Raw genomic sequence first — 14253 nt, forward strand, 5'->3', positions numbered from 1 at the left:
CGGTCACGGGGTGCGGAGCTGGAGCCGACCGTCGACGAGTGCGACGAGTGCGACAGCGGAAGCGGAGAGCGTCACGGTAGTGTCAAGCGTCAGGTCGCGCGGCACGGCGCCGCGCCGGACATTGCTTGAATCCATCGGGGCCTCCGCCGGTTCCACACGGGCGAACCGAATCACGACGCGTCGCTGACCGGGGGAGACGGGGAACTCATCGAGCACGAAGATCGCACGGTCATTGCGCAGCCCACCGCCCCGGAGCACACGGTCTTCGTGGGATGCACCGTCCACCGCCAGCGACAGCCGGTAGGTGGCCGACGCGCCGCTGCACTCGCGCGCTTGCCGCATGTGGGCGGGCCGAGTGGCGAGTTCCTCGGGCGTGAGGTCGCGGCATTGCTCGATGCGTTCCGGACGCGCCACCCACGAGAGGCGCACGACGGCCGCGTCGGCCCCATGCCAGCGCACGTCGGCGGCTGAGCTCTTCGCCAGGAGCCAGCCAAAGCCGACGGTCACGACGAGCGCCACGATGCGACGACGCCAGGTCATGCCTCGACCTCGGCCGGCAATGGCTCGCACAGCAAGCGAATATCCACGTCCTCCTCCACCTCAGGGCCATCGAGCGCCGTCACGGCGGCCACAAACGCGCGATACTCGGCGAGCGTCGCATCCGAGAGGCCGGCGGGTGCCGTCGTGAGGCAGACGCGCCGACGATCCACACGGGCCTGCAACTCGGCTTCCCGGTCGTGGAACATCCGCAAGTCGGTCCACTTGGGACCCTCGCGCGCCGCGCAATCACGCGGTGGGCAGCCGGCGACGAACACCCCGGCCGCGCCCTGCCGGAGCAACAGCTCGATCACCGAGGTGTGCAGGGTGCCGATGCACGGCACCTCGTGCAGCGTCGCACCGGCGTGTCGCAGGTGCGCGCGCAGCGCCATGTCGGTCTGTCCGCAGTACACCGCAACGATCCGGGGACCGTTGCCGAGCGCACGGAGCTGTGGTAGCAGCGCGCTGCGAACGTCCACCAGTTGGTGCCGACCCGTGCGTCCTTCGGGGCCCACACCCATGGGCGCGCAGGACGCCGCGCAGATGCCACAACTGACGCAGAGGGCGGGATCCACCAGCGCGACGAGGGTCGGCCGGTTGTCCGTGCGCGGCACCATCGTGATCGCGCCCCACGGGCAATCCTGTGTGCACTGGTCACAGCCCGTGCAGAGGCGCGGATCCACCACGCTCGGCGCGAACGAACCCTCGCGTGGGCGGCGCGTGAGCCACGGGACGGATACCGCGACCGCGAGCAGCAGTACCGTTGCGCCCCAGACGAGCAACGGGGGTCGCGACTCGGCGAGTGGGATCCACCACGCCGTGCTGAAGTTGAGCGGCGTGGTGGCGGGCACACGCAGCGCATCGGCCGCGGGCCCAAGCGGCGCGGGCATGGCGACTGCCAGCGCAATGAGTCCGAGCGCGAGGCCCCAACGCAGCGCGCGGGGCGGTGCGAGCATCGGGCGCGCGACCTTCGAGACATGCAGCCACAGACCGATGCCCATGCCCAGCGGCAGGCCGATGTGAACGAACAGATTGAGGAAGAAGAACGCCGACGGCATCGCACGGTCGCCGGCGAAGATGCGGCTCACGGGCTCGGAGAGCACCGGCAGCACATCGAAGAGCCGCGCACCCGCCAGCGCCACGCGCTGTCCGAAGGAATCCCACGCCATCACGAAGCCCGTCCACGCGCAGGCGAGCCCGATGCCGACCAGCGCGACGCCGGAGATCCACGCGCGGGCCCGCGGGCCCCAGCTGCGCGCTTGGCCAAACACGCGCAGCCCGTGAATGACCGCGGCCACGAGGAAGAGATCGGTGGCGTAGCGATGCACGCTGCGCATCCAACTGCCGAGCCACGGGTCGGCAGCGATGCGCTGCACGGAGGCCGCGGGCGCACCGACGCGATAGAACAGGATGAGATAGAGTCCCGTGACCGTGAGCACCGCGAGCAGGTATGCGGCGATCGTGCCGCTCTGGTGCAGCGGATTGAGTCGCCAGACGGCGACGCGGTGCATGGCGGCGTCGGCAACGCGCAGGCTTCGGCGCGTGGCGCGTTCGAGGTGTCGGAGAATCACGGGCAGCGCCCCGGGGACTTCCCCGACAGCCCGCGAAACCGCATTTGCGCCGAATCTCTCATAGGCGTATGATATTTGCGATTCCGGCGCCCGTCCAGCCGGATGCCCCCCCCAATGGAGGACTGCGCATGGATCCCACTCGGGACGAACAGGGCGACGAGCCCGTGCCGCGGCTGCAGCGGCTCTTCGACAACATGTGGTTGCTGCTGATCGTCGGTATGGTCGTGATGCTGGTCGTGTACACCGGCTGGGGGATGTTCGAGATCCTCACGATGCCGGAAGCCACCCTTCCCTGAGCCGAGCCCCCCCACAATGCTCACCAAAGTGCACACGGGACTCGATCCCGTCCCCGGCGTGTGGTGGAAGCCGGCCCACAAGTCCGAGAAGATCTGGGTCGGCATCGCCTTCGTGTGGTGCATGATCCTCTTCGCGATGATGCCGCTCTGGCACTGGAAGGGCGGCCAGAACCCGTCGGGCATCCGTCGCAAGGTCGATCCGCAGGCGTTCTACGCGCGCACCGTCGCCTTCGCCGCGCAGCACCAGATCGGCGATGACCGCGGCGTGCCGATCGTCGCGCCGCCGCCGGGCTCCGACATCTACCTCACGGCGATGGCCTACCAGTGGTATCCGATCCTGCAGCTGGAGAAGGACAAGGAGTACACGCTGCACCTCTCCGCGCTGGACGTGAACCACGGCTTCAGCCTGTATCCGCTCAACGTGAACTTCCAGGTGATTCCGGGCTACGATTACGGCCTGCGCGTGACGCCGACGGCGAGCGGTGACTTCCGCATCATCTGCAACGAGTTCTGCGGCATCGGGCACCACACGATGGTGGGCCGGATGATCGTCGTGGACGAACAGGGCGCCGTCGTCGCCGACAACGAGTCGGCGAGCGTGCACGGGGAGGACCGGAAATGACCGCCCCCGCCATGACCGCGGAGTCCTTCCGCACCTGCGAAGTCACCGGCCGCAAGATCCATCGGCAGGCCGAGCTGCTGGTCCGGGCGAACGCCGTCGTCGCCGTGGTCGCGCTTCTGATCGGCGCGATCGCCGCGCTCCTGCTCGTGCTCACGCGCTGGCAGGCCGTGCACCTGCTGCCCGCCGACTGGTACTACCGGCTGCTCGGCGTGCACGGCATGAACATGCTGATCTTCTTCATCATCTATTTCGAGATGGCGGTGCTGTGGTTCGCGGGCACCGTGCTGCTCAACGCACGGCCGGCGGCCCCGCGCTTCGGCTGGTTCAACTTCGGCCTGATGCTGCTCGGCACGCTGATGGTGGAGTGGGCCCAGTGGACCGGCCGCGCCGACGTGCTGTTCACGTCGTACACGCCGCTGCGCGCGCATCCCGTCTACTACCTCGGCATCATCCTCTTCGCCGTGGGCGCGCTGCTGGTCACGTTCCAGTTCTTCGCGACGCTGAGCATCGCCAAGAAGGAGCGCACGTACGAAGGCTCGATGCCGCTGGTCGTCTACGGCGCGCTGACGGCGGCGATCATCGCGGTGATCACGCTGGTGCACGGCGCGCTGATCTACGTGCCGACCTTCCTGTGGTCGCTGAACCTGATGGAGATGCCCGACCCGCAGGTGTACCGGATGGTCTGGTGGGCGCTGGGCCACTCGTCGCAGCAGATCAACATGGCCGCGCAGGTGGCCATCTGGTATATGCTCGGCGCGCTCACCGTCGGCGCCGTCGTGCTCAACGAGAAGGTGAGCCGCACGGCCTTCGTGCTCTACATCCTGTTCATCTCGATGGCCTCGGCGCACCACCTGCTGGTGGACCCGGGCTTCGGGCCGGCGTGGAAGATCACGAACACCTCGTACTTCATGTATATGGCCGTGCTGGCCTCGATGATCCACGGCTTCACGATCCCCGCTGGGATGGAACTCGGGATGCGCTTGCGCGGCTACACCGAGGGCCTGTTCGGATGGCTGCGCCGCGCACCCTGGGGCGACCCAGGATTCAGCGCGCTGGTGCTCTCGGTGATCATCTTCGGCTTCGTCGGTGGCATCACCGGCGTCACGATCGGCACGGAGCAGATCAACATCGTCGTGCACAACACGCTGCGCGTGCCGGGCCACTTCCACTCCACCGTGGTGAGCGGCACGGCGATGGCCTTCATGGGCGTCACCTACTACCTGCTGCCGCTGGTGTTCCGGCGGAAGGTGGCGTTCTGGGGCCTGGCGAAGATCCAGCCGTACCTCTTCTCGCTCGGCGTGCTGCTGCTCGCGATGGGCATGACCTTCGCCGGCAGCTTCGGCGTGCCCCGTCGGCACTGGGACATCTCGTTCAGCAACGCGCCCTACGGCGTGGAGTTCACGCCGGCGGTCGACCTGATGCTCGCCATCATGGGCATCGGCGGCATCCTCGCCGTGACCGGTGCGCTGATCTTCATCGCGATTGCGGTGAAGTCGGTGTTCTTCGGCGAGAAGATCGAGACGATCACCCGCGGCACGGCGATGGTCGGCGTGCCGCAGGGCCTCACGCACCCCCCGGTGCACGCGGCCGATGCCGACGCCAGGAACGAGGAGTTCCACGCGCCGGCCCGCGGCTGGATGGGCCCGACGCCGGGGACGATCATCCTCGTCGCGGTGTTCTTCATCGCGTTCGTGACGTACTACTTCACCAACTGGAAGTTGCTGTCGTTCCTATGGAAGGTCGGTTGACGTCCCCCGCGAGGCCACGGCCGCCGCTGGCGGCCGTGGCCCTCGCGGCCATCCTCGCCATCAGCGTGGCGTGGTGGGCCCTGGCCCTCTGGCCTTTGGAGCCCACTGCGCCGGAGTGGCTGCTTCGCACGCGTGAGGTCTGCTTCGGCTCCACGCACAGCGGCCTGCCGCACGCCGGTGGCTGGCTGCTGTTGATCGGCGAGCCCATCGGGCTCATCGGGTTCCTCGCCATCGTCTGGGGCGAGGAGCTCCGCGCCGACCTGCGACGCATCCGTGCGCACGCGGCCGGCGGCGTCACGATGGCCGTGGTGGCCATCCTCGTCGTCTCCGGGCTCTTCGCCTCGGTGCGCCGCGTCGCTGCGGCCTCGGGCGGCGACGCCGAGCCCTTCGCGCTCAACGCCGACCTCCCGGCGCGCGGTTCGGCGCTGGCCCCGGCGCTCTCGCTCATCGACCAATCGGGCGAGGCGGTCTCGCTCGCGCAGTTCACCGGACGCTGGGTGATAGTCACTTTCGCCTTCGGGCACTGCGAGGACATCTGCCCCGTGATCGTCGAACACGCACGCCGTGCGCGCGCGGACGAAGGCGCCACGGACATCCCGATCTTCGTCGTCACGCTGGATCCCTGGCGCGACACGCCGGACCGCCTCGCGTTCATCGCCGGCGCCTGGCAGCTCGAGGGCGAGGACCGCGTGCTCTCGGGCTCGGTGGAGATCGTCAACGCCACGCTGGACCGCTGGCGCATCGCGCGCGAGCGCGACGAGAACACCGGCATGATCGCCCACGGCAGCACCATCGTGCTCGTGGACCCGCAGGGTCGCGAGGCCTGGCGCGTGGAAGGCTCGCCGCAGCGCATTCGCGAAGCCATCGCGCTCGCCCGCGTGGAGTCGAAGGCCAGCGAATCCCGCTGAGCGCCGCGCGTATCGCGCGGCGCTCCCGCCACCGCTCAGTGCTTGCGGATGATTGACGCGAGGATGCAGAAGCGCTCGGCGTCGGCGCGCATCCCGTGGAGCTCGCCGGGCGCGTAGGTCACCACCGTGCCGGGGCCTGCCGAGGTCTCGCCGTCGGGGCCGGAGATCGTCCCGCGCCCGCTGATCACCGTCAGCAGCACCGTCGCCTCGGACGTATGCGGCGCCACTTGCTGCCCCGGCTCGATGCGAAACACCACCAGCCGCACGCCGGGCACATCGTGCACCACCGCCGTCGCCGGCCGGCTGGGATGGGCTTGCACCGCCGCCTCGGCCGCAGCCTGCACATCGAGGACGTTCATCGCGCCTCCGCCATCGCCCGTGCCAGCGCGTCGAGCAGCGCCGTCTCGTCGACGAGGTCGGCGATCGCCGCCTCGTGCACCGTGCGGTGCGCCCCGCAGCAACTGTCCACGCCGAATGCGTTGAACACGGCCATCGTGGCCGGATGTTGAGCCATCAGGTCATCCACGGTGCGAGACCGCAGGTCGGACGTCGTCAGGTCGGTCACGGGAGCTCCTGGAAGATTTCAAGGAAAATACCTTGACTATTGACCCGGCGCAAGCCATTCTCACTGCACCAACGCAGCTGCCCTCCGACCGCCCGCCTCACTCGCCTCCGCTTCCCGGCCGCCGTGTACGAACCGACACCGCTCACCCCGAGCCATCGCGGCGTCCTCGACGCGCTCAAGCGTCGCGGCCGCAGCACCGTCCCCGAGCTGGCCCGCGAACTCTCGCTCAACGTCGAGACGCTGCGCGAGCATCTCCAGACGCTCGAGGCGCGCCAGCTCGTCGCGCGCGTCGGCAGCGCCAAGGGCGGACCCGGACGGCCGAGCATCCTCTACGCGCTCACGGAGAGTGCCGAGGCGCTGTTTCCGCGCAACGAGGGCGAGCTGCTGCGCGGACTCTCGGCGTTTCTCGTCGAGGCCGGCCACACGCCCCTGCTGCGCAAGTTCTATGACCGGCAGCTCGCCGAGCGTCGCCGTGCCGCGATGGCGCGCGTGGAGGGACTCGAGGGCGAGGAGCGCCTGCAGGAAGTGCTGCAGATCTTCACCGAGTTGGGCTATATGCCGGAACTGGACGAAGTCGACGGCGCGCCGCGCCTGCGGCTCTGTCACTGCCCCGTGCGCGATATGGTCGCTGCGACGCACGTGCCCTGCCGCGCCGAGATCTCGCTGCTGCGCGACCTGCTCGGCGAGGATCCCAAGCGCGTCAGCTTCATTCCCGACGGCGCGGAGTCCTGCAGCTACCAGCTCGACGTCCGCGGCTGAAGTCCCCCGTCGCGAGGCGACGGTTTACACCCCCAACCCCCGGAGCGAGCGCCGATGGCGACGCCGACCATGCTGGATGTCCGTACGATCCCACCGCGTGAGAAGCACGCGACCATCTTCCGCACCTTCGACGCCCTCGCGCCGGGCGAGCACTTCACCCTGGTGAACGACCACGACCCGGTGCCGCTGCACTATCAGTTCCAGACGCAGCGCACGGGCGCGTTCCGCTGGGAGTACACCGAGCGCGGTCCGAGCATCTGGCGCGTGGAGATCTCGCGGCGCTGAAGGCACGGGGCGCCCGTCTGGCGCCCGGCGCGGGTATCAGCCGGCCGCGGCGGCGGGTTCGTGCCGCAGCGGCACCCACACCGCGTGCACCGCGAGCACGCCCAGCGTGAGGGCCAGCGTGCCGACGAACTGGTGCAGCACGCCGAGCGCGACGGGCACCGCCATCAGCAGCGTGACGATGCCGAGCCCGAACTGCACGGCGATCGCCATGCCGAACCAGCGCACGGCGGTCGCGCCGTACTCCCCGAGGATCTCCGGCCGCGCGCGCCAAGCGAGCACGAGACTGAGAATCCCCGTGAGCGTGGCCAACACGCGATGGTGGAACTGCGCCGCGACGGGATTCTCGAACGCGTTCGTCCACCAGCCGACCAGCGCCTGGTAGCCCGGCGGCACGACCTGGCCGCCCATCAGCGGAAACTCGTTGAACACCTTGCCGCCGCGCAGGCCGGCGACGAACGCGCCGGACACCACGGTGATCGCCAGCAAGCTCACGACGCCGAGCACCGCCCAGCGCCACGGCGCCTCGGCGCGCACTTCCTCACGCCTGGGATCGAGGTCCGCCCAGGTCCAGAGGGCGATGACGAGGATCGTCAGCGCGAGCGTGAGGTGCGCGGCGAGCCGATACGCGCTCACCTCGGTGCGCACCTCGAGGCCACTGCTCACCATGTACCAACCGAGCACCCCTTGGGCCAAGGTCAGGAGCGGCAGCCACGCCAGTCGCATCGCGTAGCGTTGCGGCATCGTGCCCTTGGCGACGAAGTACAGGAAGGGAATCGCGAAGACCAATCCCACGGCGCGCGCGGCGATGCGATGGAACCATTCCCACCAGTAGATCCACTTGAACTGCGCCATCGTGATGCCGGCGTGCGTGGTCTGCGCCTGCGGGATCTGCTGGAACTTCCGCAGCGCGTCGTCCCAGGCGGCCTCGTTCATCGGCGGGAACACGCCGGCCACCGGCTTCCACTCGGTGATGGAGAGCCCGCTCTCGGTGAGGCGGGTGATGCCGCCGATCACGACGGCGAAGAACACCGACACGATGCAGGCCATGAGCCAGCGTCGGACCGCGATGTGCTCGTGCATGCATGGACGATAGTCAGGACGCCGCCCGAGTGCTATCTCTAAAGCGTCACCTTCACCCGGAATCTGGACACGGTAATGAGCGCACCCCTCGGCGTCGGCTTCATCGGTTCGGGCTTCAACACCCGCTTTCACATCCAGGGCTGGCGCGGCGTCCGCGACGCGGACGTGCGCGGCGTCTGGTCACCCAACGCGGCGAACGCCGCCAGCGCGGCCAGGCTCGCCCGCGACTGCGACGTCGGTCAGGCGAAGGCCTACAAGTCCATCACGGCGATGGTCGCCGATCCGAACATCGACGCCCTCTGGCTCTGCGGCCCCAACCAGGCGCGCATCGAGAACGTCGAGGAGATCGTCCACGCCATCAAGAGCGGCAAGGGCACGCTCAAGGGCATCGCCTGCGAGAAGCCGCTGGCCCGCAACGTGGCCGAGGCCGAGGAGGTGCAGCGCCTCGTGAAGAGCGTGGGGCTCAAGACGGGCTACCTCGAGAACCAGCTCTTCGCGCCGCACGTCGAGGCGGGCAAGAAGCTCATCTGGGCCCGCGGTGCGGCCACGACCGGCCGGCCGTACCTCGCCCGTGCCGCCGAGGAGCACTCGGGCCCGCACGCGCCGTGGTTCTGGAACGGCGCACTGCAGGGTGGCGGCGTGCTCAACGACATGATGTGCCACTCGGCGCTCGTCGTGCGTCACCTCCTCACCGAACCGGGCAAGCCGCTCAGCTCCGTGAAGCCCGTGCGCATCACCGGTCACATCGCCTCGCTCAAGTGGTCGCGACCGAGCTACGCGAAGAAGCTCCAGAAGACCTACGGCCGCGCCATCGACTACACCAAGCGGCCCAGCGAGGACTACGCCAGCATCCTCATCGAGTTCAAGACGGCCGACGGCCACAAGGTCATCGGCGAGGCCTCCACGTCGTGGAGCTTCGTCGGCGCGGGCCTGCGCCTCTCGGCCGAGTTGCTCGGCCCCGAGTATTCGATGAAGTGGAACTCGCTGGACTCCGGCCTCAACCTGTTCTTCTCGCGCGAAGTCACCGGCCGCGCCGGCGAAGATCTCGTGGAGAAGCAGAACGCCGAGCAGGGCGTGATGCCGGTCGTTCCCGAGGAGTACGCGGCCTACGGCTACACGAACGAGGACCGCCACTTCGTGCGCGTCTTCCAGGGCAAGGAGAAGGCGATGCTCGACTTCGCCGACGGCGTCGAGGTGGTGAAGATGCTGATGACGGCGTACCGCTCGGCCGAGCAGGGCAAGACGCTGGCGTATCCCAACCGCGGCATCGATCGCTATATGCCGAAGGTGGCCAAGGGCACCTGGCGGCCGTGACGCCGCGGCTCGGCCTGCGGGAGAACTGGGCCCAGTTCTCCCTGCTGGTGCTGGTCAACGGCTTCGTCGGGGCGATGGTCGGGCTGGAGCGCAGCATCCTCCCGGCCATTGCCGAGCAGGAGTTCCTGCTCGCCGCGCGCACGGCGATCCTCTCGTTCATCGTCGTCTTCGGCATCGCGAAGGCGGCCACGAACTATCTCGCCGGCCGTCTGTCGGACCGCTTCGGCCGCAAGCACGTCCTCATCGCCGGCTGGATCCTCGCCGCACCGGTGCCCTTCCTGCTGATGTGGGCACCGAGCTGGAACTGGATCCTCGCGGCGAACGCGTTGCTCGGCGTGAGTCAGGGCCTCACGTGGTCCACGACCGTGATTATGAAGATCGACCTCGTCGGGCCGCGGCAGCGCGGGCTCGCGATGGGGTTCAACGAGTTCGCCGGCTACGTCGCGCTCGCATTGAGCACGCTGGCCACGGGCTACGTCGCCGCGCGCTACGGCCTGCGCCCGGCGCCGTTCCAGATGGGCATCGGCTTCGTCGCCATCGGCCTGCTGCTGTCGGCATTTCTCGTGCGCGACACACGCGACCACGTGCATCTCGAAGCGCAGGCGCACAGCGGCGACGCCGACGCCGCGCCGATTCCCAGCCAAGCGGAGATCTTCCGGCTCGCGACGTACCGCGAGCCAACGCTCTCGAGCATTTCGCAGGCGGGGCTCGTCAACAATCTCAACGACGGCCTCGCGTGGGGCCTCTTCCCGCTCGCCTTCGCCGCGGCGGGAATGTCGCTCGCGCAGATCGGGGCGCTGGCGGCGCTGTATCCCGCGGTGTGGGGATTCGGCCAACTGGTGACGGGCGGACTCTCGGACCGCATCGGGCGCAAAGGCCTCATCGTCTGGGGGATGTGGACGCAGGCGATCGGCATTGCCGTGATCGCGATGTCGGATCGCTTTGCGGGATTCGCCGGCGGCGCCGTCCTGCTCGGCGTCGGCACGGCGATGGTCTATCCGACGCTGTTGGCCGCGATCGGCGACGTGGCGCATCCGCGCTGGCGCGCCTCGGCGGTCGGGGTGTACCGGCTGTGGCGGGACCTCGGCTACGCCTTCGGGGCCGTGCTCGCCGGCGTGCTCGCCGATCGCTTCGGCATCGCCGTCGCCATCTGGGTGACCGCGGCCATCACCTTCGGCTCGGGGACGGTGTCGGCGCTGCGGATGCGCGAAAGCTCGGGCGCCTCGCGGAGTCCCTGACCCAGGATGTCTGTGGCGGAGGATGACCGGCCCGTGTAGGTTCACTGAATGCACCCGCACGGCCTGACGCGCTCGCTGCTCTTCGGCGCCGCACTCCTGATGGGAGTGGGGCAGTCGGTGAGCGCGGTCGCCCACGGCACGGCGCACGCGCACGAGGCGACGCACGAGTCCGTGGCAGTGCACGGACACGATCACGATCACGAAGCGGCCGACGTCAGCGACGCGCTCGCCGTCTCGCCGGACGCCCATCAGCACGAGCATCCTCACGCGGTCGTCAGCGCGGGCCTGAAGTCGCGTACGGACTGGACGCCCATCGACCTCGCCGTCGCGGCGGAGGTCGGGCTCCTGCCGCCGCGCGGTGACGTCTTGCCTCCTCGCGAGGCGTTCGCGTCGGACCCGCCCGCCGCGCGACGACATTCCAGCGTCAGCCCTCGCGCGCCGCCGGCGCGCTGAGCCTCGCGTGCCCGGCACGCGCCTGATGCCCTGACAGTCCCGCGCCCGCCGGCGACCGCCGCGCCGAGCGGGGACTCCTACAATAGAACCCCGATGTCGTTCCGCACTCGCGGGACCGCGCATCTGCGCGCGCTCGTGTTGCTGGCCTGCCTCGCGGCACCAGCGGCCGCGCAGCAGGCCGCCGACCCGCTTCCTCTCGATTCCGCCGTGCAGCGGGCGCTGCGCGCGCACCCGCGCGTCGCCGCCGCCCGGGCCGCGCTCCTGGCCGCCGACGCCCGGACGCGGCAGGCCGCTGCGCTCGCCAATCCCAGTCTCTCGTGGCAGTACGAGCGCACCTCACGCGCCGGAGCCGAGAACTCACAGCACATCACGACGCTGGCGCAGCCGCTGGCCTTGGGCCAGCGCGCGGCACGCCGGGACGCCGCGGCCGCCGACGCGCAGGCCGCGGCCGCCGATCTCCGCGCCGCCGAGCTGGACGTCGCCGTGATGACGGTGACCGCCTACGCGGCGGTGCTCGAGGCCGAGCGACGGCTCAGCATCGCGACGCAGTCGGCGCGGGCCTTCGCCGAGGCGCAGCGCATCGTGGATGCCCGGCTCGCCGCCGGCGATGCGTCGGGCTACGAGCAACGCCGCGTGCAACTCGAGGCTGCACGCTACACGGCCGTGCGCGAGGCACGCGCCGTCGAGGCCCGTCGTGCGCGGCGCGCCCTGCGCGCACTCGTCGACCCCGCGCATCGTGGCGACGACGTCCCGTTCGCGCTCACCTTCGACGCCACGCGCGCACCGACACTCAGTGACGACTCCCTGCTCGCGCAGGGCCTGGCGCAGCGACCCGACCTCCAAGCCGCGCGCGCACGCGTCGAAGCCCGCGTGGCCTCGGCGCGGCTCGCCCAATGGGAGCGCCTGCCCGTCCCGACGCTCGTCGGCGGCCTCAAGACCGAGACCGCCGCTGGGCTGGGCGCACTGCGCGGCATCGCCGCCGGTGTCACCATCCCGCTGCCGCTGTTCGACCGCCGCACCGGCGCCCGTGATGCCGCCGCCGCCGATGCGGAGCAGGTACGGCAAGAGCTCGTTGAGCTCCAGCGGCAAGCCACGCAAGAGATCATCGCGGCCAGCGACGCGCTGCGCAGCGCTGCCACGCAGCTCGCCCTGCTCGAGCCGGCGCTCGGCGAGAATGCGGCACGCGCCCTCGCCGCCGTCAATGCGGCCTTCGCCGAGGGAGACATCCCGCTCGAGGCCTGGCTGAACGGCCTACGCGCATACGACGAAGCCGAAGAAGCGTTCGCGACGCTGCGAGCGGACGCCCTCGTGCGCCGCGCCGAGTTGGCGCGCGCCATCGGCCAACCTTTCCTGGACTGACTCCCGTGCCCTCTCTCCATACTCTCGTGCATTCGCGACGCGCCCTGCTGGCGCTCGCCCTTGGCTTCTCCGCAATGGCGGCCTGTGCCGATACGCCCGGCGATGAGTCCGCGGCACCCGAGCGTGCCGGCGGCGTCATCACGCTCTTCACCGACTCCACCGAGCTCTTTATGGAGCACCCGGCGCTGATCGTCGGCGTGGGCGGCACGTTCGCCGCCCATCTCACCGACCTCACGGACTTCGCGCCGCTGCGCTCAGGACGCATCGTGCTCACATTCACGCCGCGCAGCGGTGGCGCGCCGCTCGTCGTCACGCAGGACGCGCCGCGCGTGCCGGGCATCTATGGGCCGGCACCCGTGTTCACGGCGCCGGGCATCTACGACCTGGTCATCGACGTCGAGAGCCCGCAGGCCCGCGACCGCATCGAGGTCCCGGGGCTCGTCGTGTATGCCACGGAGGACGACGCGCCCCTCGACGAGGGCGGCGAGGACGGCGGTATCGCATTCCTGAAGGAGCAGCAATGGAAGACGCCGGGCTTCCGCACCGACTTCGCGGTTTCCGGCACGCTGGCGATCGCCGTGGACGTACCGGGCGAGGTGATGCCGGCGCCGGGTGCTGCGCAGGTCGCGCCGGCACCGGCGAGTGGTCTGCTCGAGCTCTCGCCCGATGCGCCGGCCGTCGGGATGCGCGTGCGCCGCGGCGACGTGCTCGCCCGCGTCCGTCCTACGCTCGGTGACGGCGGCGCGAGCTTCGCCGACGCCCGCGCGCGGCTGCGCGAAGCCGAGGAGGAGCACGCCCGCGCCGAGCGCCTGCTCGCCGCGGAGGCGATTCCCGAGCGCCGGATGCACGAGGCGACCGTTGCGCTCGACGCCGCGCGTGAGGCGCTGGCGGCGATCGGCGGTGGTGCGATCACGGCGGACGGTCTGGTGGAACTGCGTGCCCCGATGGACGGCATCGTCACCGAACGCTGGGGGACGGCGGGCGCGCGCGTCGAAGCCGGCGCGCCGCTGTACTCGCTGGTGGATCCGTCGCGGCTGTGGGTCACGGCCTTCGTGCCGGTGGACGTCGTCGGCCGGGTGGACCGCGGCGCGCGGGCCGTCGTCACGCCGGAAGGGTTCTCCGACCGCTTCGCCGCGCGCCCGCTCGGTGTGAGCGCCGCCGTGGATTCGCTGACCCGCGCCGTGCGCGTGAGCTACGCGCTCGAGGGCCTGCGCGAGCCGCTGCCCGTCGGTGCATTGGCGCGCGTGGCGGTACCCACGCGCTCGCGTGGGGCCGGCATCGTCGTGCCGGCCGGCGCGGTGCTCGACGAGGATGGCACGGCGATCGTGTTCGTGCAGACCTCCGGCGAGCGCTATGAGCGCCGCGTGGTGCAGGTGGATGGCGGTGACGGACGCTCCGTACTCGTCCGCAGCGGCCTCAACGCCGGCGAGCGCGTCGTCAGCGGGGCGGCGTACCACGTGAAGCTCGCCTCGCTCTCCACGGCCGTGCCTGCGCACGGCCACGAACACTGAGCGCCGC

At 70.2% G+C, this 14253-nt stretch carries 16 protein-coding genes; 11 read left to right on the forward strand and 5 right to left on the reverse strand.

Annotated elements, in window-relative coordinates; genetic code table 11:
• Positions 1-3: 3 nt before the first annotated feature.
• Both Strain318_RS12390 and Strain318_RS12395 read right to left on the reverse strand, forming a co-directional pair.
• Complete coding sequence (locus tag Strain318_RS12390) at positions 4-540, reverse strand: hypothetical protein (RefSeq protein WP_367886009.1); 537 nt, start codon at positions 538-540, stop codon at positions 4-6.
• A complete protein-coding gene (locus Strain318_RS12395) occupies positions 537-2108 on the reverse strand; it encodes a hydrogenase iron-sulfur subunit (RefSeq protein WP_367886010.1) in 1572 nt (523 codons plus the stop codon). The genes Strain318_RS12390 and Strain318_RS12395 overlap by 4 nt, the downstream gene beginning before the upstream one ends.
• 128 nt (positions 2109-2236) lie before the next feature.
• Between Strain318_RS12395 and Strain318_RS12400 the strand changes: the two genes are divergently transcribed.
• Genes Strain318_RS12400 through Strain318_RS12415 form a run of 4 tightly spaced genes read left to right on the forward strand, consistent with a single transcriptional unit; the run spans position 2237 to position 5682 of the window.
• A complete protein-coding gene (locus Strain318_RS12400; protein ID WP_367886011.1) occupies positions 2237-2404 on the forward strand; it encodes a hypothetical protein in 168 nt (55 codons plus the stop codon).
• 16 nt (positions 2405-2420) lie between these two features.
• The gene (locus Strain318_RS12405) at positions 2421-3026 is read left to right on the forward strand and encodes a cupredoxin domain-containing protein (protein WP_367886012.1); all 606 of its coding nucleotides are present in this window, start codon (positions 2421-2423) and stop codon (positions 3024-3026) included.
• Positions 3023-4774, forward strand: coding sequence for a cbb3-type cytochrome c oxidase subunit I (locus Strain318_RS12410; protein ID WP_367886013.1), 1752 nt, complete (start codon positions 3023-3025; stop codon positions 4772-4774). The genes Strain318_RS12405 and Strain318_RS12410 overlap by 4 nt, the downstream gene beginning before the upstream one ends.
• Positions 4771-5682, forward strand: coding sequence for an SCO family protein (locus Strain318_RS12415; RefSeq protein ID WP_367886014.1), 912 nt, complete (start codon positions 4771-4773; stop codon positions 5680-5682). Before Strain318_RS12410 ends, Strain318_RS12415 begins: the two co-directional genes overlap by 4 nt.
• A 35-nt stretch (positions 5683-5717) precedes the next feature.
• Here Strain318_RS12415 and Strain318_RS12420 read toward each other — a convergent pair whose 3' ends face one another.
• Both Strain318_RS12420 and Strain318_RS12425 read right to left on the reverse strand, forming a co-directional pair.
• Positions 5718-6041 (reverse strand): cupin domain-containing protein, encoded by a 324-nt coding sequence (locus Strain318_RS12420; RefSeq protein WP_367886015.1) that lies wholly within the window; start codon positions 6039-6041, stop codon positions 5718-5720.
• Positions 6038-6247 (reverse strand): DUF542 domain-containing protein, encoded by a 210-nt coding sequence (locus tag Strain318_RS12425; RefSeq protein ID WP_367886016.1) that lies wholly within the window; start codon positions 6245-6247, stop codon positions 6038-6040. The genes Strain318_RS12420 and Strain318_RS12425 overlap by 4 nt, the downstream gene beginning before the upstream one ends.
• Positions 6248-6370: 123 nt before the next feature.
• Here Strain318_RS12425 and Strain318_RS12430 point away from each other — a divergent pair, with 123 nt between their 5' ends.
• Both Strain318_RS12430 and Strain318_RS12435 read left to right on the forward strand, forming a co-directional pair.
• Positions 6371-7006 (forward strand): helix-turn-helix transcriptional regulator, encoded by a 636-nt coding sequence (locus Strain318_RS12430; RefSeq protein WP_367886017.1) that lies wholly within the window; start codon positions 6371-6373, stop codon positions 7004-7006.
• Between the two features lie 54 nt (positions 7007-7060).
• Positions 7061-7291 (forward strand): DUF2249 domain-containing protein, encoded by a 231-nt coding sequence (locus Strain318_RS12435; protein ID WP_367886018.1) that lies wholly within the window; start codon positions 7061-7063, stop codon positions 7289-7291.
• Between the two features lie 36 nt (positions 7292-7327).
• Here the strand turns inward: Strain318_RS12435 and Strain318_RS12440 are convergent, their stop codons facing one another.
• Positions 7328-8371: a COX15/CtaA family protein gene (locus tag Strain318_RS12440; RefSeq protein ID WP_367886019.1), complete on the reverse strand. Its 1044-nt coding sequence runs from the start codon at positions 8369-8371 to the stop codon at positions 7328-7330.
• 75 nt (positions 8372-8446) lie between these two features.
• Here Strain318_RS12440 and Strain318_RS12445 point away from each other — a divergent pair, with 75 nt between their 5' ends.
• The 5 genes from Strain318_RS12445 to Strain318_RS12465 all read left to right on the forward strand — a co-directional run bounded on the left by Strain318_RS12445 (position 8447) and on the right by Strain318_RS12465 (position 14246).
• Positions 8447-9685, forward strand: coding sequence for a Gfo/Idh/MocA family protein (locus Strain318_RS12445; RefSeq protein ID WP_367886020.1), 1239 nt, complete (start codon positions 8447-8449; stop codon positions 9683-9685).
• Positions 9673-10923, forward strand: a complete 1251-nt coding sequence (locus Strain318_RS12450; protein WP_437436327.1) for an MFS transporter — start codon at positions 9673-9675, stop codon at positions 10921-10923. The genes Strain318_RS12445 and Strain318_RS12450 overlap by 13 nt, the downstream gene beginning before the upstream one ends.
• Before the next feature lie 48 nt (positions 10924-10971).
• Entirely contained in the window at positions 10972-11376 is a 405-nt protein-coding gene (locus Strain318_RS12455; protein ID WP_367886022.1) for a hypothetical protein, read from the forward strand.
• A gap of 93 nt (positions 11377-11469) precedes the next feature.
• Positions 11470-12735 (forward strand): TolC family protein, encoded by a 1266-nt coding sequence (locus tag Strain318_RS12460; protein WP_367886023.1) that lies wholly within the window; start codon positions 11470-11472, stop codon positions 12733-12735.
• Between the two features lie 26 nt (positions 12736-12761).
• Positions 12762-14246 (forward strand): efflux RND transporter periplasmic adaptor subunit, encoded by a 1485-nt coding sequence (locus Strain318_RS12465; RefSeq protein ID WP_367886024.1) that lies wholly within the window; start codon positions 12762-12764, stop codon positions 14244-14246.
• Positions 14247-14253 lie beyond the last annotated feature (7 nt).

The organism is Pseudogemmatithrix spongiicola (genome assembly GCF_030623445.1).
GTDB lineage: Bacteria > Gemmatimonadota > Gemmatimonadetes > Gemmatimonadales > Gemmatimonadaceae > Pseudogemmatithrix > Pseudogemmatithrix spongiicola.

Coding starts and splice junctions, on each gene's coding strand:
- Strain318_RS12445 (WP_367886020.1), top strand. CDS start 8,447: ATGAGCGCACCCCTCGGCGTCGGCTTCATCGGTTCGGGCTTCAACACC.
- Strain318_RS12435 (WP_367886018.1), top strand. CDS start 7,061: ATGGCGACGCCGACCATGCTGGATGTCCGTACGATCCCACCGCGTGAG.
- Strain318_RS12420 (WP_367886015.1), bottom strand. CDS start 6,041: ATGAACGTCCTCGATGTGCAGGCTGCGGCCGAGGCGGCGGTGCAAGCC.
- Strain318_RS12390 (WP_367886009.1), bottom strand. CDS start 540: ATGACCTGGCGTCGTCGCATCGTGGCGCTCGTCGTGACCGTCGGCTTT.
- Strain318_RS12405 (WP_367886012.1), top strand. CDS start 2,421: ATGCTCACCAAAGTGCACACGGGACTCGATCCCGTCCCCGGCGTGTGG.
- Strain318_RS12460 (WP_367886023.1), top strand. CDS start 11,470: ATGTCGTTCCGCACTCGCGGGACCGCGCATCTGCGCGCGCTCGTGTTG.
- Strain318_RS12410 (WP_367886013.1), top strand. CDS start 3,023: ATGACCGCCCCCGCCATGACCGCGGAGTCCTTCCGCACCTGCGAAGTC.
- Strain318_RS12400 (WP_367886011.1), top strand. CDS start 2,237: ATGGATCCCACTCGGGACGAACAGGGCGACGAGCCCGTGCCGCGGCTG.
- Strain318_RS12440 (WP_367886019.1), bottom strand. CDS start 8,371: ATGCACGAGCACATCGCGGTCCGACGCTGGCTCATGGCCTGCATCGTG.
- Strain318_RS12455 (WP_367886022.1), top strand. CDS start 10,972: ATGCACCCGCACGGCCTGACGCGCTCGCTGCTCTTCGGCGCCGCACTC.